A 21,508-nucleotide genomic window follows, 5' to 3' on the forward strand; every position below is an offset into this window, starting at 1 on the left:
GGAATCAAAAGCGTACGTGCCCCCTGTAGGAGCCGGCTTGCCGGCGATAGCGGTGTGTCCGGCAACTAAATGTTGAAGATTAAACCGCTTTCGCCGGCAAGCCGGCTCCTACAGGAAATGAGGTCGCCTGTTACTCGATACCCACCTGATTGCGCCCATTGTTCTTCGCCAGATACAGCCCCTTGTCAGCCGCCGAGATCAATTGACGGCAATCGGCGCCCGGTTGCGGGGTCATGGTCGACAGGCCGATGCTGATGGTCAGGCTTGAGCCTTCGCTCGGTGAGATGTGCGGGATTTTCAGTGCCGCCACGGTCTGGCGCAGCTTTTCCGCGACCAGTCGCGCACCGCCCGGTGATGTATTGGGCAGGACCAGCGCGAATTCTTCACCGCCATAACGGGCCGGCAAGTCAGAAGGTCGGGCGCTGGCGTCGCGGATGGCCGTGGCGACTTTGCGCAGGGCTTCGTCGCCTTCGAGGTGGCCAAAGTTGTCGTTGTAGGACTTGAAGTAGTCCACATCGATCATCAGCAACGACAATTGGTTCTGGTCGCGCAAAGAACGTCGCCATTCCAGTTCCAGGTACTCGTCGAAGTGACGACGGTTCGACAGGCCGGTCAGGCCGTCCGAGTTCATCAGGCGTTGCAGCACCAGGTTGGTGTCGAGCAATTGCTGCTGGCTGACCCGCAACGCGCGGTACGCCGCGTCACGCTGCAGCAGGGTCATGTAGGAGCGCGAGTGATAGCGGATGCGCGCCACCAGTTCGATGTTGTCCGGCAGTTTGACCAGGTAATCATTGGCCCCGGCCGCGAATGCCGCGCTTTTGATCAGCGGGTCTTCCTTGGTCGACAGCACAATGATCGGAATGTCCTTGGTGGCCGGGTGATTGCGGTATTCGCGCACCAGGCTCAGGCCGTCGAGACCGGGCATGACCAGGTCCTGGAGGATCACCGTCGGCTTGATCCGGATCGCCTGCGCAATCGCCTGATGCGGGTCGGCGCAGAAGTGGAAGTCGATGTTTTCTTCATTCGACAACCCGCGGCGCACCGCTTCGCCGATCATGGCCTGATCGTCCACCAACAACACCATGGCGGCGTTTTCGTCGGTTTTGAAGCCGTCGAGCTGTAAGTCATTCATGTGCGGTCACCTGAGTACTGCCTGGGCCAGGATTGCTGCTGAGCATAGTCATTTGGCAAAAATCTCCAGCAATCGTGGCGCTATCTTGTCCAGCGGGCGAATTTCTACAGCGGCGTCGATGGCCGCTGCCGCTTTCGGCATGCCATACACCGCGCTGCTTTGTTGGTCCTGAGCGATGGTCAGGTAACCCTGTTGGCGCATGAGTTTAAGCCCCTGCGCGCCATCGCGTCCCATGCCGGTCAATAAAACACCCACGGCATCGCCATTCCAGTAACTGGCCACGCTCTCGAAAAACACATCGATCGAGGGCCGATAGATCTCGTTGACCGGCTCGGCGGTGTACGCCAGCGTGCCGTTTTTCAGCAAGCGGATATGGTGGTTGGTGCCGGCCAGCAGCACGGTGCCCGCCTGCGGTGGCTCGCCTTCCCGGGCCAGGCGCACGTTCAGGCCGCTGGCGCCGCTGAGCCATTCGGCCATACCGGCGGCGAACACCTGGTCCACGTGTTGCACCAGCACAATGGCGGCGGAAAAATTTATCGGCAGCCCCTTAAGCAGTATTTCCAGGGCTGCCGGCCCACCTGCGGAGGAACCGATGGCGATCAGCTTTTGCCGGGAACCTGAGTGGCGCAACGGGCCCGGCGCAGGTCGCACACGATTGCCCTTGTCGCCGATCAGCCAACCGATGTTGAGGATTTTGCGCAGCAGCGGTGCCGCTGCTTCCTGGGCATTGCCGGCACCGATTGCCGGCGTATCGACCACATCCAGAGCGCCGTGGCCCATGGCCTCGAACACCCGGTGCACGTTCTGCTGGCGGTCAACCGTGACGATCACGATGGCACACGGCGTCTCGGCCATGATTCGCCGCGTCGCCTCGACGCCATCCATCACCGGCATGATCAGGTCCATCAGGATCAGGTCCGGGGTGTTTTCCACGCAACGCTGCACGGCCTCGGCGCCGTTGCTGGCGACCCAGACCACCTGATGCTCCGGCTCAAACGCCAAGGCGCGACGCAGGGCCTCCACCGCCATGGGCATGTCGTTGACGATTGCGATTTTCATGCCCGCGCTCCTCCTATGAGCTCAACCACTGCATCAAGCAGGGCGTCGTCGTGAAAACTGGCTTTGGCTAGATAATAGTCGGCCCCGGCGTCCAGTCCACGACGACGGTCTTCTTCGCGATCCTTGTAGGACACCACCATCACCGGCAGCGATTGCAGGCGGTTGTCACGGCGCAACAAAGACACCAGTTCGATACCGTCCATGCGCGGCATATCGATGTCGGTGATCAGCAGATCGAAATCCTCGGAACGCAGGGCATTCCAGCCATCCATACCGTCCACCGCCACTGCCACGTCGTAGCCGCGATTGAGCAACAGTTTGCGTTGCAACTCGCGGACGGTCAGCGAGTCGTCGACCACCAGAACCCGTTTGCGCGCGGCTTCGGCCGCCTGATTGCTGTGGCGGGCAATCCGCTCCAGACGCCCGGTATTGAGCAGTTTGTCCACCGATCGCAACATGTCTTCGACGTCGACGATCAGCACCACCGAACCGTCGTCGAGCAGCGCGCCTGCGGAAATGTCCTGCACTTTGCCCAGACGCTCGTCCAGCGGCAAGACCACCAGCGTGCGCTCGCCGACAAACCGCTCGACCGCCACACCGTAGATCGCATCGCGCTCGCGGATGACCACGACCTTGAGGGTTTGCTGATTGTTGGTGCTCGCCGGACGCTGAAGTAATTGGCTGGCCGCAACCAACCCGACATGCCGGCCTTCGTACCAGAAATGCTGACGGCCTTCGACCTGCACGATGTCCGCCGGCTCCAGGTCGCACATGCGCTCGATGTGGGCCAGCGGAAACGCATACGCCTCTTCGCCGACCTCCACCACCAGGCTGCGCACCACCGACAGGGTCAGCGGCACTTCGAGATGGAAGCGGCTGCCCTCGCCCGCCGTCTGCTCCAGCACCACCGCGCCGCGCAACTGGCGGACCATGTGCTGAACCGCGTCGAGGCCGACGCCACGTCCGGACACTTCAGTGACCGCGTCGCGCAGGCTGAAACCCGGCAGGAACAGGAACGTCAGCAACTCCTCTTCGCTCAACTGCGCGGCGGTGTCGGCCGGGGACAACTGACGTTCGATGATGCTGCGGCGGACCTTTTCCAGGTCGACGCCGTTGCCGTCATCGCTCAGTTCCAGCATCAGCAGACCGGCCTGATGCGAGGCGCGCAGGCGGATCACACCTTCTTCCGGTTTACCGGCCAGTAGCCGTTGCTCCGGGGATTCGATGCCGTGGTCGACGGCGTTGCGCAGCAGGTGCGTCAGCGGCGCTTCGAGTTTTTCCAGGACGTCGCGATCGACCTGGGTTTTCTCGCCCTCGATCTCCAGACGCACCTGTTTACCGAGGCTGCGCCCCAGGTCGCGGACCATGCGTACTTGCCCGCTCAGCACATCGGCAAACGGCCGCATGCGACAGGCCAGCGCGGTGTCGTACAGGACTTGCGCACGTTGACTGGCCTGCCAGGCGAACTCGTCCAGCTCGGCGTTTTTTTCCACCAGCAATTGCTGGGATTCCGCCAGCAACCGACGCGCATCGTCGAGGGCTTCCCGGGCTTCCAGGCTCAAGGTCTGATCCTTGAGATGGACATTGAGGTTTTCCAGCGCCCGCAGGCCGTTGTTCTGCATGCGCTTGAGGCGTTGCATGGTGGCCAGGTGCGGTTTGAGCCGCAGGGTTTCCACCAGGGATTTGCTCGACAGGTCGAGCAGGCTGTTCAAGCGTTCGGCCGTAACGCGCAATACGCGCTCGCCACTTTCGGTGGTGCGTTTGGTCTTGGGCGAGGGCTCGGCGGCAGCTGCCGAAGGGGCTTGCGTGGCGGCCGGCATGGGCGACTCAACCGTGGCCGTCGGCGGCTCCAGCTGCAGTTCTGCCATCGGCGGCGCGATGGGGGCAACCGTCGCCATGTGAACAAGCAGCCGTCCCATCAAGACGACATAAGCTTCGATATCCGCAGGCGCCGGTGCGTTGTTCGGCGTCGCGATGCGCATCAGCAAATCGGTGCCCTGCAGCAAGGCATCAATGTGCTCTGGCCGCAGATACAACCGGCCTTCCTGGGCGCTGACCAGGTAATCTTCCATCACATGGGCAACGCTGACGCCGGCATCGACGCCGACAATTCGCGCCGCGCCTTTGAGCGAGTGAGCCGCGCGCATGCACGATTCAAGGTAATCGGCCTGGGTCGGATCGCGTTCAAGCGCCAGCAGCCCCGTGCTCAACACCAGGGTCTGGGCCTCGGCTTCGAGGCTGAACAGTTCCAGCAAAGAGGCGTCGCGCATTTGCTCGGGGGTCATGTGAGGCTCCGGGTCACGGCGGACAGCAGCTGTTCTTCATCCAGCCAACGCAGGCTGCGACCTTTGAATTGCAATACGCCACGGGTGTATTTGGCGCTGGCCTGCGTACCGGAACGCGATGCGGCCTCAAGGAGGCGCTCGTCGATGGCATGGATCCCGTCGACTTCGTCCACCGGCACCACCACCGGCCCGCCGTGGGCCGCGATGATCAACATGCGCGGCATCACGCGCGCACCAGGCGCCACGCTGCTCACGCCGTCGAGCCCGAGCAGTTCCACCAACGACAGGCACGCCACCAGCGCGCCGCGCACATTCGCCACGCCAAGCAAGGCCCGGGAGCGCTGGTGCGGCAGGGAATGAATCGCTTGCAGCGGCGCCACTTCCACCAGGCTGCGGGTGGCCAGGCCCAACCATTCTTCGCCGAGGCGGAACATCAACAGCGAGCGGGTATTCACCTCGCTTTCGAGCGCGACCGAGACTTGCCCGCGGTCTTCCTGTTGCAACGCATAGCGGTCGAGCAAACGCGTAGCGGCCGCCGAGTACACCGCGCAATTGCGGCAATGAATGTGTTCGATCAGCAGCGGGCAGGACTTGTCGCCGTGGATACCGATACGGTTCCAGCAATCGTCGATGGCCTGGGCATCTTCATGGGTGAGGCTAAAGCTGTCGGCGGCATTCATCGTTTGCGCTCACTGTCTGCGCGCTCGCTGCGGGCGGCGCGGTCCTGCAATCGTTTGGCGCCCGCCGTGTCGCCCTGTGATTGCAGCAAGGCCGCCAGGTGCATCAACGCGTCGGGATGTTGCGGTTCGAGGTACAACGCCTTGCGATAAAAGCCCTGGGCTTCGAGAGCGCTGCCGGCGACATCGCTGAGCAGTCCCAGCCAGTAAAACACCTGGGCTACCGGTTCATGGCTGCGCAAATAACTTTCGCACGCGGCGCGGGCTTCGGCGCTTTTGCCTTCATTGGCCAGTGCGGCGATGTTTGCCAGCAACGTAGCGGCGTCGGGACTGGCGGCTTTTGCCGCCACCGGCAGCGGCGTCACTGTTGCGAAGGGCCGCAGGCGTACCGGTGCCGGCGTGACGCTGCGCACCGGTTGGTGCACTGGCAACGGCGTCGGCACGAAGGCCGCAAAAGGCTCGGGCTCTGGCGCGCTTTGGCGACTGAACGCAAAAGATTGAGGGATACCAATCGAACGCATGCCCAGGCGCCCCAGCAAACTGCCCTCGGCAGGGCCGATAAACAGCACGCCCTCGACATGGGTCAGGCGCTTGAGCACTTCGAACACCTGTTGTTGCGTCGGCTGATCGAAATAGATCAGCAGGTTGCGGCAGAACACGAAGTCATAAGGCGATTCGTTGGCCAGCAACGACGGATCCAGCAGATTGCCGACCTGTAAACGCACCTGTTCCAGCACGCGCTCGCTGAGGCGATAGGACTCGTCCTCGGCAGTGAAATGCCGCTCGCGAAACGCGATGTCCTGGCCGCGAAACGAATTCTTGCCGTACTGCGCGCGCCTGGCTTTCTCCACCGACAGCGGGCTGACGTCCATGCCTTCGACTTTGAATTGATGCGGTTTGAACCCGGCATCGAGCAAGGCCATGGCAATGGAATAGGGTTCTTCACCGGTGGAACACGGCAGGCTGAGGATTCGCAGCGCGCGCATGTTGTTGATATCGGTCAGGCGCTTGGCCGCCAGTTTTGCCAGGGCGGCGAAGGATTCCGGGTAACGGAAAAACCAGGTTTCGGGAACGATCACCGCTTCGATCAGCGCTTGCTGCTCATCCTGCGAGCCCTGCAAGGTGTGCCAATACTCATCGGCCGTCAGCGCGTTGGACGCCGTGCTGCGCTGGCGCACCGCTCGTTCGATGATCGCCGGGCCCACCGAGGTGACGTCGAGGCCGATGCGCTCTTTTAGGAAATCGAAAAACCGCTGATCGCTGCTCATGGCTGCACCTCAAGCTGCGCCAGGTCCAGCGGGGGTGACGGAAACAGCAGCGCCCGAACTTGCTCGTCCAGCAGATCGGCGACGCGCACCCATTGCAGCAAACCTTGCGCGTCTTCACGCACCGGTCCGAGGTACGGCGCCTGGCGATTATCCAGGCCATAGGGTTGAAAGTCCGCCGGGTTGCAGCGCAGCGTGTCAGTGGCCTGCTCCAGGATCAGCCCGAGCAATTGCGCCTCGGCGGTTTCATCCGCACGGTAATTGACCAGCACCAGGCGCGTGCTGGTACGCGCCTGGGCCGGTTCGCCAAAGGTCAGCGCACTGAGGTCGATTACCGGCACTACCGCGCCGCGATAGGCGAACACCCCGGCGACCCAGTCCGGCGCGCGGGGTATCGGCTTCAACGGCAGGCGCGGCAGCACTTCCGCCACTTCGATCGCTTGCAAGGCATAGCGCTCGCTGCCGATGCGAAACACCAGAAACAATGCATGCATCGCCGGCTTCACGGCGGTGCGTTTGGCCGTGAGTTCGCTCATCAGACTTTGAATCGCGAAACGCCGCCGCGCAGCCCGACGGCCACCTGGCTCAGTTCGTCGATGGCAAAACTGGCCTGACGCAAGGACTCGACGGTCTGGCTGCTGGCATCGCCCAACTGCACCAGTGCATGGTTGATCTGCTCGGCGCCGGTGGCCTGGGCCTGCATGCCTTCGTTGACCATCAACACCCGCGGCGCCAGCGCCTGAACCTGATGGATGATCTGCGACAACTGCTCGCCGACCTGCTGCACCTCGGACATGCCGCGACGCACTTCTTCAGAGAACTTGTCCATGCCCATGACCCCGGCCGACACCGCCGACTGGATCTCGCGCACCATCTGTTCGATGTCGTACGTGGCCACGGCGGTCTGGTCCGCCAGGCGCCGCACTTCGGTGGCAACCACAGCAAATCCACGACCGTATTCACCGGCCTTCTCGGCTTCGATGGCAGCGTTCAGCGACAGCAGGTTGGTCTGGTCCGCGACCTTGACGATGGTCACCACCACTTGATTGATGTTGCCGGCCTTCTCGTTGAGGATCGCCAGTTTGGCGTTGACCAGATCCGCGGCGCCCATCACCGAGTGCATGGTCTCTTCCATTCGCGCCAGGCCCTGCTGCCCGGAACCGGCAGCCACCGAGGCCTGATCGGCAGCGGTGGAGACTTCGGTCATGGTCCGCACCAGGTCACGCGAGGTGGCGGCGATTTCACGGGAAGTGGCACCGATTTCGGTGGTGGTGGCGGCGGTTTCAGTAGCAGTGGCTTGCTGCTGTTTGGAGGTGGCGGCGATTTCGGTCACGGACGTGGTGACCTGCACCGACGAGCGCTGCGCCTGAGACACCAACGAAGTGAGCTCGGCCATCATGTCGTTGAAGCCCGTTTCCACGGCGCCGAATTCGTCCTTGCGCTCCAGGTTCAAGCGGCCGCTGAGGTCGCCGGTACGCATGACTTCGAGGATCTGCACGATGCGGTTCATGGGCGCCATGATCGCGCGCATCAGCAGCAGGCCGCAGAGACCGGCGGCCAATACCGCCACCAGCAGGGAAATGCCCATGATGACTTTCGCGGTGAACACCGCATCATCAATGTAGGCCATGTCCTGATCCGCCACGGCTTTGTTTTCGCGCAGGATGTCATTGAGCTTCATGCGCCCCGCCGTCCAGGTCGGGGTCAGTTGTTCATTGAACAACTTGATGGCCTCGGCTTCCTGATTGCGCTTATGCAAGTCGAGCACTGCGGCCAGGATCTTGCCGTAATTCTCATGGAATTTTTCGAAGGCTGCGAATTCGAGCTTGTCTTCATCCGTGGTGACGGTGGCGCGATAGCTATTCATCGCGTCCTGCACGCGTGCTTCAAAATTCTTGAAGTCTGCGGCGTCCTCGGCACTGATGCCCTGCCCTTCCTTCAAGCCCAGCATTTCCTGGGTCTGGAGATAGCTGTCGACCCAGGCACCACGAATCATCGAGCTGTAATACACCCCGGGGAGCGCGTCGTCACGAACGCTGACTTCGCTGGCCTCGATCTTCAACAGCCGGGAATACGAGACGACGACCATCAGCAACATGATGGCGATAATTACCGCAAAGCTCGCCAAAATGCGTTGGCGCAACGTCCAGTTCTTCACAGTCAGTCCTCGGGGCCATTTCAAATGCTGCGCAGTATAGCCGAGGGCGGTGTTTCATTTATAAGACGGATGCGCGGCGGCTCACATCTCGGCGAATGAGGGTTGTGGCGGGGCTGAAAAGGCTATCGCCAGCAAGCCGGCTCCTACAGGTGATCGGTGTCGGGCACGAATGTTGTGCGCACCGATATTCCCTTGTAGGAGCTGGCTTGCCGGCGATGGCGGCCTTGAGGGCGGTGCAGGATTTTAGGGCCTCATCGCCAGCAAGCTGGCTCCTACAGGTGGTCGGCGTCGGGCATGCATGCTGTGCGCACCGCAGTTCCCTTGTAGGAGCTGGCTTGCCGGCGATGGCGGCCTTGAGGGCGGTGCAGGATTTTAGGGCCTCATCGCCGGCAAGCCGGCTCCTACAGGTGGTCGGCGTTGGGCACGAATGTTGTGCGCACCGAAACGCCCTTGTAGGAGCTGGCTTGCCGGCGATGGCGGCCTTGAGGGCGGGGCAGGATTTTAGGGCCTCATCGCCAGCAAGCCGGCTCCTACAGGTGGTCGGTGTCGGGCACGAGTGTTGTGCGCACCGAAGTTCCCTTGTAGGAGCCGGCTTGCCGGCGATGGCGGTCTAGGGAGCGAAACAGGATTTGAAGCCGGTTTCTACATGGAAGCCTGGCGTACCTGTTTTTCCAGCTCGGCCTTCAACGCCGGCTCAAGCTTGAGTTGGCGCGCCAGTTCGTCCAGGTAAGACTTCTCCATGAAGTTCTCCTCGTCCACCAGCATCACGCTCGCGATGTACATCTCGGCCGCCATTTCCGGGGTGCTGGCGGCGCGCGCAACATCGGTTGGATCGAGGGGTTTGTTCAGTTCGGCGTGCAGCCAGTGTTGCAGTTCCTGATCGTTATCGAGCTTGGTGAACTCGCCTTCGATCAACGCACGTTCGCGCTCGTCGACATGACCGTCAGCCTTGGCCGCCGCCACCAGCGCCTTGAGAATCGCCTGGCTGTGTTGCTCGACCTGCGCCGTCGGCACGCGGTCCACGGTTTGCGGTTCTTGCTTCGGTGCAGTGCCCTGCTGGGCCTGCCAGTTGCCGTAAGCCTTGTAGGCAATCACGCCCAATGCCGCGAGGCCGCCGTAGACAGCGACTTTGCCGCCGACTTTGCGAGCCTTCTTGTTACCCATCAACAGGCCCATCGCGCCAGCGGCCAATGCACCGCCACCCGCGCCTGACAACAAACTGCCAAGGCCACCCGAACCACCGCCACCACCGAGCAATCCGCCCAATCCACCGCTGGACGCCTTGTTCTGCGCGCCACCGGTCTTGTTCTGCAACAGGTCCTGGCCGGATTTGAGTAATTGATCGAGCAATCCACGGGTATTCATTCTTGCCGCCTCCACAAAAGGGGTTAACCGGACACATAAGGCCACCAGCCTAGATCGAAAGTGCCCGGCCCTTCCCGGCGAGAGTGCTTCCAGATGTTGCTCACCTTCTGTGACGCTAAAAAGCCCATCGATTAAAAAGATATACACTCAAGCGAATCTATAAAAACCGCCCACCGGGTACTTCTTCATGATGACTTTGCGTCAAATTCGTCATTTCATCGCCGTGGCCGAGACCGGCTCGATCTCTGCCGCCGCGCAAACCGCGTTCATTTCCCAATCGACATTGACCCTGGCCATCCAGCAACTGGAGCAGGAAATCGGCGTCGGGCTGTTCAACCGCCATGCCAAGGGCATGACGCTGACCCACCAGGGCCATCAGTTCCTACGCCAGGCACACCTGATTCTGGCAACGGTGGACAACGCCAAACGCAGCCTGCAACAAAGCACCGATCAGGTCGCCGGGCAGTTGATCGTCGGTGTAACCAGTCTCGTCGCCGGTTATTACCTCGCGGACCTGCTCACCCGCTTTCAACGCGCCTACCCCAACGTCGAGATCCGCGTGATGGAGGACGAACGCCCGTACATCGAGCATTTGCTGGTCAGCGGCGAAATCGATGTCGGTGTGCTGATCCTCTCCAACCTCGAAGACCGCCACGCCCTGCAAACCGAAGTACTCACCCATTCGCCCCACCGTTTATGGCTGCCGGCCCAGCATCCGCTGCTGGAACACGACAGCATCAATCTGGCCGACGTCGCCCGTGAGCCGCTGATTCAACTGAACGTTGATGAAATGGACCGCAACGCCCAGCGCATGTGGTCGGCAGCATCGCTTCAACCGCGCATCACCCTTAAAACCGCCTCCACTGAAGCGGTACGAAGCCTGGTGGCCGCCGGATTGGGCGTGTCTATCCAGCCCGACATGACCTATCGCCCCTGGTCATTGGAGGGCGACATCATCGAAGCGCGGCCGATTGCCGACCTGAGCCAGACCCTCGACGTCGGCCTGGCCTGGCGCCGCGGCACGGCGCGTCCGGCACTGGTCGACCCGTTCCTGACCGTCGCGCGCGAGCAGCCCCACGGCGGGCGCAAGCCATCTATTTAATCGAACGCCACCTTCAGTATTTAGTATTTGTCGACCTCGGATCCGGGCACTAGTCTTGGAACATCTATAAGACGGCCGGGCCCCAGTCACAGGGAGCAGCATGGCCACACAAGAAAAGAGAACCCGAAAAATGGCTGGCGCGCAGACCCCGTTGTTCACCGCGTTGTTGATCGATGGCGAACTGGTCGCGGGTCAGGGTTTTGTCGAACCAATCCTCAACCCGGCCACCGGTGAAGTGCTGACGCACATTGCCGAAGCCAGCACCGAGCAAGTCGAAGCCGCGATCCTCGCCGCGCACCGCGCGTTCGCCAGTTGGTCGCGGACCACGCCGCAGCAGCGCTCGAACCTGCTGCTGGACATCGCCAATGCCATCGAAAAACAAGCCGACCTGCTCGCCCGCCTCGAATCCCTGAACTGCGGCAAACCGTTGCACCTGGCGCGTCAGGACGACTTGAGCGCGACGGTCGACGTGTTCCGCTTTTTCGCCGGCGCGGTGCGCTGCCAGACCGGCCAGCTCAGCGGCGAGTACCTGCCGGGCTACACCAGCATGGTGCGCCGCGATCCGATTGGCGTGGTCGCCTCGATTGCACCGTGGAACTACCCGATCATGATGGCCGCGTGGAAAATCGCCCCGGCCCTCGCTGCCGGTAACACGCTGGTGTTCAAGCCTTCCGAGCACACGCCGCTGTCGATCCTGGCCCTGGCGCCCGCGCTGGCCGAAATCCTCCCACGCGGCGTGATCAACATCATTTGCGGCGGCGGTGAAGGCGTGGGCAGCCACTTGGTCAGCCACCCGAAAATCCGCATGGTGTCGCTGACCGGCGATATCGTCACCGGGCAAAAAATCCTCCAGGCCGCAGCGAAAACCCTGAAGCGCACGCACCTCGAACTCGGCGGCAAGGCCCCGGTGATCGTCTGCAACGATGCCGACATTCAGGCGGTAGTCGAAGGCGTGCGCACGTACGGTTACTACAACGCCGGCCAGGATTGCACCGCCGCTTGCCGCATTTATGCCCAGGCCGGCATTCATGATCGCCTGGTGGCCGAACTCGGCGCGGCGGTCAGCAGCCTGCGCTTCGCTGGTAAACGCGATGCCGACAACGAAATCGGGCCGCTGATCAGCACCCGCCAGCGCGACCGCGTGGCCAGTTTCGTCGAACGCGCCCTGGGTCAACCGCACATCGAGCGCGTGACCGGCGCGGCCGTGCATTCCGGTGCCGGCTTCTATTACCAACCGACGCTGCTGGCCGGCTGCAAGCAGAGCGATGAAATCGTCCAGCGCGAAGTGTTCGGGCCGGTGGTCACCGTGACCCGCTTCGATGGGCTCGAACAAGCCGTGGACTGGGCCAACGATTCGGAATACGGCCTGGCTTCCTCGATCTGGACCCAGAACCTGGACAAGGCGATGCAGGTCGCCGCGCGCTTGCAGTACGGCTGCACCTGGATCAACAGCCATTTCATGCTGGTCAGCGAAATGCCCCATGGCGGCCTGAAACGCTCGGGCTACGGCAAAGACCTGTCCAGCGATTCGCTTCAGGACTACAGCGTGGTGCGGCACATCATGGCGCGCCACGGACAGCATTTATAAAAGCGCACTACGCTAACAATTAGCCGTAAAGGCATTAGCGCAGAAACGCTGGAACACCGCGAATTCCTTGTAGGAGCCGGCTTGCCGGCGAAGGCGTCCGAAAGGACATCGCAAGGCTTAAAGGCCTCTTCGCCAGCAAGCCGGCTCCTACAGGATCGTGTTTACAACGCTGAACCACGTTCAAAACTGCCCCGACCATAATTTAAAGAAGAGGGAATTCCCATGTTCGTGCACAAGACCGCACTGCTCAGTGCAATCACCACAGCGCTGTTGGCCAGCGCCAGTATCCAGGCCGCCGAACCGCTGAAAGCCGTCGGTGCCGGCGAAGGTCAGCTGGATATCGTGGCTTGGCCCGGCTACATCGAACGTGGCGAAAGCGACAAGGCCTACGACTGGGTGACCAGTTTCGAGAAGGAAACCGGCTGCAAGGTCAACGTCAAAACAGCCGCCACTTCCGATGAGATGGTCAGCCTGATGTCCAAGGGCGGTTACGACCTGGTGACCGCATCGGGCGACGCGTCGCTGCGGTTGATCGTTGGCAAACGCGTGCAGCCGATCAACACCGCGTTGATTCCGAACTGGAAGAACATCGACCCGCGCCTGAAGGATGGCCAGTGGTACGTCGTCAACAAACAAACCTACGGCACCCCGTATCAGTGGGGCCCGAACGTGTTGATGTACAACACCAACGTCTTCAAGACCGCCCCGGACAGCTGGGGCGTGGTGTTCGAGGAACAGAACCTGCCGGACGGCAAGTCCAACAAGGGCCGGGTCCAGGCCTACGACGGTCCGATCTACATCGCCGATGCAGCGCTCTATCTCAAGGCGAAACGGCCGGAACTGGGGATCAAGGACCCGTACCAGCTCAACGAAGAACAATACAAGGCCGCGCTGGACCTGCTTCGCAAGCAGCAGCCTCTGATCCACCGCTACTGGCATGACGCGACCGTGCAGATGAGTGACGTCAAGAACGAAGGCGTCGTGGCGTCCAGCACCTGGGGCTACATGGTCAACGGCCTGGTGGCGGACAAGCAGCCAGTGGCCTCGGTCATTCCGAAAGAAGGCGCAACGGGCTGGGCCGACACCACCATGCTGCACGCCGACGCCAAGCACCCGAACTGCGCTTACAAGTGGATGGACCATTCGCTGCAACCGAAAGTCCAGGGTGACCTGGCCGCCTGGTTCGGTTCGTTGCCGTCGGTTCCGGCGGGGTGCAAAGAGAGCGAATTGCTCGGTGCCGAAGGCTGCAAGACCAACGGTTTCGACCAGTTCGACAAGATCGCCTTCTGGAAAACCCCGCAGGCTGAAGGCGGCAAGTTCGTGCCGTACAGCCGCTGGACCCAGGACTACATCGCGATCATGGGCGGTCGCTGACGCCTGAAGGTCCTTCGGACCTTATCGCCGGCCAGCCGGCTCCTACGAAGTACGCGTCCCCCCCTGTAGGAGCTGGCTTGCCAGCGATGCTTTTCAGATTTGATATTTCGGAGCACCGCACCATGACGCTTGCAGTCCAGTTCACCAACGTTTCCCGTCTGTTCGGCGAAGTGAAAGCCGTAGACCGGGTTTCCATCGACATCCAGGACGGCGAGTTCTTCTCCATGCTGGGCCCTTCCGGCTCGGGCAAAACCACGTGTTTGCGCCTGATCGCCGGTTTCGAACAACCGAGCGCAGGCTCGATCCGGATTCACGGCAATGAAGCCGCCGGGCTGCCGCCGTATGAGCGTGACGTCAACACGGTGTTTCAGGATTACGCCCTGTTCCCGCACATGAACGTACTCGACAACGTCGCCTACGGTTTGAAAGTCAAAGGCGTCGGCAAAGCTGAACGCCAGAAACGCGCTGAAGAAGCCCTCGACATGGTCGCCCTCGGCGGCTACGGCGCACGCAAACCGGTGCAACTGTCGGGCGGTCAGCGCCAGCGTGTGGCCCTGGCCCGCGCATTGGTCAATCGCCCTCGGGTGCTGCTGCTCGACGAACCGCTGGGCGCCCTCGACTTGAAGCTTCGCGAGCAAATGCAGAGCGAGCTGAAAAAGCTGCAACGCCAGCTCGGCATCACCTTCATCTTCGTCACCCACGACCAGACCGAAGCGCTGTCGATGTCTGACCGTGTGGCCGTCTTCAACAAGGGTCGCATCGAGCAGGTCGACACGCCGCGCAACCTCTACATGAAACCGGCGACCACCTTTGTCGCGGAATTCGTCGGCACCTCCAACGTGATTCGCGGCGATCTGGCGCAGCAGCTCAGCGGCAATCCGCAGCCGTTTTCGATTCGCCCGGAACACGTGCGTTTCGCCGACGGCCCGTTGGCCAGCCACGAAATCGAAGTCAGTGGTTTGCTCCACGACGTTCAGTACCAGGGCAGCGCCACCCGTTATGAACTGAAGCTGGAAAACGGCCAGACCCTGAACATCAGCCAGGCCAACAATCAATGGCTGGACGTCAGCGCGCAACATCAGACCGGGCAACGCATCAGCGCACGCTGGGCACGGGAAGCGATGATCCCGCTGCACGACACCGTTGCCGGCGGGGTGTGAGATGACCAGCGTGGCTCTCCCTCAATCCCCGGCCAGCGGTTCGCCGCTGCGCAGGTTTTCCAACCTGCTGTATCGCCGGCCGAACTTTTACCTGTCGCTGCTGCTGGTGCCGCCGCTGTTGTGGTTCGGCGCGATCTACCTCGGTTCGCTACTGGTGCTGTTGTGGCAAGGTTTCTACACCTTCGACGACTTCACCATGGCGGTCACGCCCGACCTGACCCTGGCGAACTTCACCGCGCTGTTCCAGCCGTCGAACTTCGACATCATTCTGCGCACCCTGAGCATGGCCGTCGTGGTGTCGATTGCCAGCGCCATTGTCGCGTTCCCGATTGCCTACTACATGGCGCGCTACACCACCGGCAAGACCAAGGCGTTTTTCTACATCGCGGTGATGATGCCGATGTGGGCCAGTTACATCGTCAAGGCGTATGCGTGGACGTTGCTGCTGGCCAAGGGCGGCGTGGCACAGTGGTTCGTTCAACACCTGGGACTGGAGCCTGTCTTGCAGTTTGTGCTGGGCATTCCGGGCGTGGGCGGCAGCACCTTGTCGACCTCGCACCTGGGGCGCTTCATGGTGTTCGTCTACATCTGGCTGCCATTCATGATCCTGCCGATTCAGGCCTCGCTGGAACGTCTGCCGCCGTCGTTGCTGCAAGCCTCCGCCGACCTCGGCGCCAAGCCGCGCCAGACCTTTATGCAAGTGATTCTGCCGTTGTCGATTCCGGGCATCGCCGCCGGGTCGATCTTCACGTTTTCGCTGACCCTGGGCGACTTCATCGTGCCGCAACTGGTGGGCCCGCCGGGGTACTTCGTCGGCAGCATGGTGTACGCCCAACAAGGCGCGATCGGCAACATGCCAATGGCCGCGGCGTTCACGCTGGTGCCGATTGTGTTGATCGCCATTTACCTGACCATCGTCAAACGACTGGGGGCCTTCGATGCACTCTGAGAAAGCATCTTTGGGTCTGCGCATCGCAGCCTGGGGCGGGTTGGTGTTTCTGCACTTCCCGATCCTGATCATCTTCCTCTACGCGTTCAACACCGAAGACGCGGCGTTCAGCTTTCCACCCAAAGGTTTCACTCTGAAGTGGATCGGCGTGGCGTTCGCGCGGCCGGATGTACTGGAAGCGATCAAGCTGTCGCTGCAGATCGCCTCCGTCGCGACGTTGATCGCGTTGGTGCTCGGCACGCTGGCGTCGGCGGCGTTGTACCGGCGAGATTTCTTCGGCAAGCAAGGCATCTCGCTGATGCTGATTTTGCCGATCGCGTTGCCGGGGATCATCACCGGGATCGCGCTGTTGGCGACCTTCAAGACGCTAGGCATCGAGCCGGGGATGTTCACCATCATCGTCGGCCACGCGACCTTCTGTGTGGTGATCGTCTACAACAACGTCATCGCCCGGTTGCGCCGCACTTCACACAGTTTGATCGAAGCCTCGATGGACCTCGGCGCCGATGGCTGGCAGACCTTCCGCTACATCGTCCTGCCGAACCTCGGCTCGGCGTTGCTGGCCGGCGGCATGCTCGCGTTTGCGCTGTCGTTCGACGAAATCATCGTCACCACCTTCACCGCCGGCCATGAACGCACCCTGCCGCTGTGGCTGCTCAACCAGCTCAGCCGCCCACGGGACGTGCCGGTGACCAACGTCGTCGCAATGCTGGTGATGATGGTGACCATGCTGCCGATTCTCGGCGCCTATTACCTGACCCGTGGTGGTGAAAGCGTGGCGGGAAGTGGCGGGAAGTAACGAACAACTCAATATCCACTGTAGAAACCGAATCCTGTGTAGGAGCGAGGCTTGCCCGCGAAGGCGTCCTCGAGAGCGCCAAAAGCTTCGCGGGCAAGCCTCGCTCCTACACAGGATCCGGTTTCGGCAGAAAAATAATAGCTTCAAAGAGGACAACGCCATGCAAACCAAACTCTTGATCAACGGCCAACTGCTCGACGGCGAAGGCCCCGCCCAACCGGTGTTCAACCCGGCCCTCGGTCGTGTGCTGGTGGAAATCAACGAAGCCAGCGAAGCCCAGGTCGACGCTGCCGTACGCGCTGCCGATGCCGCGTTCGAAAGCTGGTCGCACACCCCGCCGAAAGAGCGCTCGCTGTTACTGCTCAAACTCGCCGACGCCATCGAAGCCCATGGCGAAGAGCTGGCCAAACTCGAATCCGACAACTGCGGCAAACCCTACAGCGCTGCGCTGAACGACGAGATCCCGGCGATTGCCGACGTGTTCCGTTTCTTCGCCGGCGCCAGCCGCTGCATGAGCGGTTCGGCAGGCGGTGAATACCTGGCCGGGCACACCTCGATGATCCGCCGCGACCCGGTGGGCGTGATCGCCTCCATCGCGCCGTGGAACTACCCGTTGATGATGGTCGCCTGGAAAATCGCCCCGGCCCTCGCCGCCGGTAATACCGTGGTGCTCAAGCCGTCGGAACAAACCCCGCTGACCGCGCTGCGCCTGGCACAACTGGCGTCGGAAATCTTCCCAGCCGGCGTACTCAACCTGGTATTCGGCCGTGGTCCTACCGTAGGCAGCCCGCTGGTCACCCACCCTAAAGTGCGCATGGTGTCGCTGACCGGCTCCATCGCCACTGGCTCGAACATCATTTCCAGCACCGCCGCCAGCGTCAAACGCATGCACATGGAACTGGGCGGCAAGGCCCCGGTGATCATCTTCGACGACGCCGACATTGATGCCGCCGTGGAAGGCATTCGCACCTTCGGTTTCTACAACGCCGGCCAGGACTGCACCGCCGCGTGCCGCATCTACGCACAGGCCGGCATCTACGAAAAATTCGTCGAGAAGCTCGGCGCGGCAGTCAGCAGCATCAAGTACGGCGTGCAGGATGATCCGTCGACCGAACTTGGCCCGCTGATCACCGCGCAGCATCGCGACCGGGTAGCCGGGTTCGTCGACCGCGCCGTGGCGCAACCGCACATTCGCCTGATCACTGGCGGCAAGGCAGTTGAAGGCAACGGTTTCTTCTTCGAACCAACGGTGCTGGCCGATGCACAGCAGGACGATGAAATCGTCCGCCGCGAGGTATTCGGGCCGGTGGTGTCGGTGACCAAATTCAGCGATGAAGCGCAGGTGCTCGGTTGGGCCAACGATTCGGACTACGGCCTGGCGTCGTCGGTGTGGACCTCGGACGTCGGCCGCGCGCATCGCCTGTCGGCACGCTTGCAGTACGGCTGCACCTGGGTGAACACGCACTTCATGCTGGTCAGCGAAATGCCCCATGGCGGTCAGAAACTGTCCGGGTACGGGAAGGACATGTCGATGTATGGGTTGGAGGATTACACCGTTGTGCGGCATGTGATGTTCAAGCACTAAAAGCATCGCCGGCAAGCCGGCTCCTACAATGTTTTGCGCCGTTCACATCATTGGCGCACGGCACAAAACCTGTAGGAGCCGGCTTGCTGGCGATGGCGTCACCCCGGTTTCAAGGTAGAAACCGGCACCACGCACCACCAGGTTCTACACCAAAACAATAACCACCGATCCGGGCAGCGCCATCACGGCCCTGTCACGGTTTCGGACATCCGAAATCTGCCGATTTTCCGGAGCTAACACACCATGAGTGCACTACCTGAATTCTCCGCAGCCGTTGCCGACAGCGATGCCGAGCAACTCCGAAAGCTGGGTTACACCTCCAACTTCAACCGCAGCATGAGCCTGTGGGAAAACTTCGCCCTGGGCTTCACTTACCTCTCACCGGTCGTAGGGGTCTATACCCTCTTCGGCCTGTGCCTGGCCGCCGGTGGACCACCGATGTTCTGGGCGTATTTGCTGGTCGGTTGCGGCCAATTGCTGGTGTGCCTGATCTTCGGTGAAGTGGTCTCGCAGTTCCCGATTTCCGGAGGTGTTTACCCATGGGCTCGCCGCTTGGTGGGCAAACGCTGGGCGTGGATGGTCGGCTGGATCTACTCCATCGCCCTGTGCGTGACCATCGCCGCCGTTGCGGTTGGTGCCGGGCCTTACCTGGCCGCGATGATGGGCTTCGAACCGAGCAACAACACCAACATCGTCATCGCCCTGGTGCTGACCCTGTTCGCCACGCTGGTCAACCTCAGCGGCACCAAAGTGCTGGCGCGAATCGCCATGTTCGGCTTCCTCTGCGAACTGGTCGGCGCGGTGATCGTCGGCATGTACCTGCTGGTTTTCGAACGTCATCAATCGATCAGCGTGTTGTTCAACACCTTCGACATCAGCGTTGACGGCTCTTACCTGCCGGCCTTCCTCACCGCCTCGCTGGCGGGGATGTTCCTGTACTACGGCTTCGAGGCCTGCGGCGACGTGGCCGAAGAAACCCCGAACCCGAGCAAGAAAATCCCGGTGGCCATGCGCATGACCATCTACATCGGCGGCGTTGCGGCGATGTTTGCTTGCCTGGCGCTGATCCTCGCCGTGCCGGACATGCAAGCGGTGATCAACGGCACCGACAAAGACCCGGTCGGCACCATCCTCAACAACGCCTTCGGCCCGGTCGGTTCGAAAATGGTCATGGGCGTGGTGATGATTTCCTTCATCTCCTGCGTCATCAGCCTGCAAGCGGCGGCGAGTCGTCTGCTGTATTCCTACGCCCGGGATGAAATGGTCATCGGCAGCTCACTGCTGAAAAAGATTTCGCCAACAACCCAGGTTCCGGTTGCTGCGCTGTTCGTCTCCGGCGTCCTGCCGGCGCTGATCATCATTCTGGGCTTCTTCCTGCAAGACGCCGTGGCCACCATCGTCAGCTTCGCAGCAATCGGCATCTACCTCGCGTTCCAGATGATCGTGCTTGCAGCCCTTTATGCCCGCCTGAAAGGCTGGAAACCGAGCGGCAAATTCACCCTCGGCGCCTGGGGCTGGGCGGTGAACATCGGCGCGCTGGTCTACGGCGTCGGCGCCATCATCAACATGGCCTGGCCGCGCACACCGGATGCGGCGTGGTACATCAACTATGCGATGGTGCTGAGCACGGCGATCGTGATTGGCTTGGGGTTGGTTTATATGTGGATTGCCAAGCCGTATGACCATGGTACGGCGCCTGCGGGGGATGCCTGGAAGGTTCGCAGGTAACTGAATTCACCCCGGTGTCGACGGCCCACGAGGTGACTTGCGATGCTTTCAGGTTGCTGGCAACGGGGTCTAGTCAGATAAAAAATTCCCCTTCCTCTATTTTTAGAGGAAGGGGAATCATCAACAGATATTGGTTATGCAAAAAACGCTAAACAATTAATTCTGTTTGATCATGCTTCAACAAAGAGATGCGATCAAAAAGCTTAATTTTTGCGTCGGCTTTTTGTTTATCTTGATCCGACATAACCGCAACCAAGTCCTCAAGCTGGCTCACATCACCAACCACCTTAAAGGCTTTTTCTTTATTCACAAAAACCAGCGACTTCTTCCTTCGAGACAATAATTCAATAACATTACTCAAGGTTCCCGTACTTTTTGCATCCCATATCATCAAGCCGTAATCAGCCGCCTCCGCCATGACAACATCTTTAGCGGTAAAAAAGGCTCTAGACCCCTTGGCATACTTGCTCTCCACCGTCCTTGCCGGCCATTTCCCAAGGTTGTTTCGCGGAGTCGCCCCACTGCAATAAATAGTGGTTTTAGAAAGTGATAAACTCAACAAGTACTCTTGAATAGAAGTGTCGGCGCCACCAGCATCCCCAACAACCACATCGAATTCCGAAGCAACAATATTATCGATACGCTCTTTCACCTTTGGATCAAGGTGCTTGATATTAATAGAGCCCGCAATAAATACAGTTGTCATTTAGCTCACTTCCAAGTTAGTGCTGCCACGTAAATTTTTCCTACTTTTTGATATTGACGCAAGACAGCACAGGCTGCGTCCATCGACGCCCCACTATCAAACAGATCATCGACGACCAAAACATTCCAACAGCCAGCACCCAACCTTGATCCCAAGGACCGTTTAAATGTTTGAGCGTTACTTTCAAGGCGTTCTCCATTTCAAAGCTTGACGTTGAGCACCGAAAATTTCATAGCGCTCAGTGACCATAGGCAATGAAAAGCAGTGACTCGCACCGGACCGCAAAAACAGGAAATTCCTACAGATCGAGCCTTCCTGAAAAGACTCTGATTCCTACGACAAGCGTCGCCAGAGTAGACTTGTCGCCGCGAGCGCCTGACCGATAGGCTTTGTCCCGTCGCTGCCAAATCAGCGGCCCGGGGTCGAAGCCGGTCAATCATCAACATGGCGCATCCGCACCACCATAGGAACTGGGGCACAGTTTTGCCTTTTCGTTTCGCTTTATGGTGGACCGTGTGGCGCGGGCCTCTCGGCTTTTGCCGTGTTGATCGAGAATGTTCCGACTTCGAACGCCAC

The 21,508-nt window shown here is 60.9% G+C and carries 17 protein-coding genes; 8 read left to right on the top strand and 9 right to left on the bottom strand.

Annotated elements, in window-relative coordinates:
- Positions 1-130 precede the first annotated feature (130 nt).
- From J4E42_RS25095 to J4E42_RS25130, 8 genes are all read right to left on the bottom strand, one after another.
- Positions 131-1,132 (bottom strand): PleD family two-component system response regulator, encoded by a 1,002-nt coding sequence (locus J4E42_RS25095; RefSeq protein WP_207286426.1) that lies wholly within the window; start codon positions 1,130-1,132, stop codon positions 131-133.
- 48 nt (positions 1,133-1,180) lie between these two features.
- Positions 1,181-2,191, bottom strand: coding sequence for a chemotaxis response regulator protein-glutamate methylesterase (locus tag J4E42_RS25100; RefSeq protein ID WP_207286427.1), 1,011 nt, complete (start codon positions 2,189-2,191; stop codon positions 1,181-1,183).
- Positions 2,188-4,476 (bottom strand): hybrid sensor histidine kinase/response regulator, encoded by a 2,289-nt coding sequence (locus J4E42_RS25105; RefSeq protein ID WP_207286428.1) that lies wholly within the window; start codon positions 4,474-4,476, stop codon positions 2,188-2,190. The genes J4E42_RS25100 and J4E42_RS25105 overlap by 4 nt, the downstream gene beginning before the upstream one ends.
- Positions 4,473-5,156 (bottom strand): chemotaxis protein CheW, encoded by a 684-nt coding sequence (locus J4E42_RS25110; protein WP_207286429.1) that lies wholly within the window; start codon positions 5,154-5,156, stop codon positions 4,473-4,475. Before J4E42_RS25110 ends, J4E42_RS25105 begins: the two co-directional genes overlap by 4 nt.
- A complete protein-coding gene (locus J4E42_RS25115; RefSeq protein ID WP_207286430.1) occupies positions 5,153-6,421 on the bottom strand; it encodes a protein-glutamate O-methyltransferase CheR in 1,269 nt (422 codons plus the stop codon). The genes J4E42_RS25110 and J4E42_RS25115 overlap by 4 nt, the downstream gene beginning before the upstream one ends.
- Positions 6,418-6,954: a chemotaxis protein CheW gene (locus J4E42_RS25120; protein ID WP_008029747.1), complete on the bottom strand. Its 537-nt coding sequence runs from the start codon at positions 6,952-6,954 to the stop codon at positions 6,418-6,420. Before J4E42_RS25120 ends, J4E42_RS25115 begins: the two co-directional genes overlap by 4 nt.
- On the bottom strand, positions 6,954-8,516 hold the full coding sequence (locus J4E42_RS25125) for a methyl-accepting chemotaxis protein (RefSeq protein ID WP_404943262.1): 1,563 nt from the start codon (positions 8,514-8,516) through the stop codon (positions 6,954-6,956). Before J4E42_RS25125 ends, J4E42_RS25120 begins: the two co-directional genes overlap by 1 nt.
- 702 nt (positions 8,517-9,218) lie before the next feature.
- Complete coding sequence (locus J4E42_RS25130; RefSeq protein ID WP_207286431.1) at positions 9,219-9,941, bottom strand: tellurite resistance TerB family protein; 723 nt, start codon at positions 9,939-9,941, stop codon at positions 9,219-9,221.
- Between the two features lie 187 nt (positions 9,942-10,128).
- Between J4E42_RS25130 and J4E42_RS25135 the strand changes: the two genes are divergently transcribed.
- The 8 genes from J4E42_RS25135 to J4E42_RS25170 all read left to right on the top strand — a co-directional run bounded on the left by J4E42_RS25135 (position 10,129) and on the right by J4E42_RS25170 (position 20,226).
- Positions 10,129-11,043 (top strand): LysR family transcriptional regulator, encoded by a 915-nt coding sequence (locus J4E42_RS25135; RefSeq protein WP_008029741.1) that lies wholly within the window; start codon positions 10,129-10,131, stop codon positions 11,041-11,043.
- 100 nt (positions 11,044-11,143) lie between these two features.
- A complete protein-coding gene (locus J4E42_RS25140; protein WP_207286432.1) occupies positions 11,144-12,631 on the top strand; it encodes a gamma-aminobutyraldehyde dehydrogenase in 1,488 nt (495 codons plus the stop codon).
- 222 nt (positions 12,632-12,853) lie between these two features.
- Positions 12,854-14,005 (top strand): putative ABC transporter substrate-binding protein YdcS, encoded by a 1,152-nt coding sequence (ydcS, locus tag J4E42_RS25145; RefSeq protein ID WP_008029736.1) that lies wholly within the window; start codon positions 12,854-12,856, stop codon positions 14,003-14,005.
- Positions 14,006-14,127: 122 nt separating this feature from the next.
- The gene (locus J4E42_RS25150) at positions 14,128-15,165 is read left to right on the top strand and encodes an ABC transporter ATP-binding protein (RefSeq protein WP_008029734.1); all 1,038 of its coding nucleotides are present in this window, start codon (positions 14,128-14,130) and stop codon (positions 15,163-15,165) included.
- A gap of 1 nt (position 15,166) precedes the next feature.
- Positions 15,167-16,114 carry an ABC transporter permease gene (locus tag J4E42_RS25155; protein WP_192417881.1) on the top strand — a complete coding sequence of 316 codons (948 nt, stop codon included), beginning with the start codon at positions 15,167-15,169 and terminating at the stop codon, positions 16,112-16,114.
- Positions 16,104-16,913 carry an ABC transporter permease gene (locus tag J4E42_RS25160; protein WP_008029730.1) on the top strand — a complete coding sequence of 270 codons (810 nt, stop codon included), beginning with the start codon at positions 16,104-16,106 and terminating at the stop codon, positions 16,911-16,913. The genes J4E42_RS25155 and J4E42_RS25160 overlap by 11 nt, the downstream gene beginning before the upstream one ends.
- A 160-nt stretch (positions 16,914-17,073) precedes the next feature.
- Positions 17,074-18,498, top strand: a complete 1,425-nt coding sequence (locus J4E42_RS25165) for a gamma-aminobutyraldehyde dehydrogenase (RefSeq protein ID WP_008029727.1) — start codon at positions 17,074-17,076, stop codon at positions 18,496-18,498.
- A 243-nt stretch (positions 18,499-18,741) separates the two neighbouring features.
- Positions 18,742-20,226 carry an APC family permease gene (locus J4E42_RS25170; RefSeq protein WP_207286433.1) on the top strand — a complete coding sequence of 495 codons (1,485 nt, stop codon included), beginning with the start codon at positions 18,742-18,744 and terminating at the stop codon, positions 20,224-20,226.
- 148 nt (positions 20,227-20,374) lie between these two features.
- On the opposite strand, the gene J4E42_RS25175 is transcribed toward J4E42_RS25170, so the two are convergent.
- Positions 20,375-20,932 carry a hypothetical protein gene (locus tag J4E42_RS25175; protein WP_008042345.1) on the bottom strand — a complete coding sequence of 186 codons (558 nt, stop codon included), beginning with the start codon at positions 20,930-20,932 and terminating at the stop codon, positions 20,375-20,377.
- Positions 20,933-21,508: the final 576 nt, after the last annotated feature.

This window comes from Pseudomonas sp. FW300-N2A2 (genome assembly GCF_017351735.1).
Taxonomy (GTDB): Bacteria; Pseudomonadota; Gammaproteobacteria; order Pseudomonadales; family Pseudomonadaceae; genus Aquipseudomonas; species Aquipseudomonas migulae.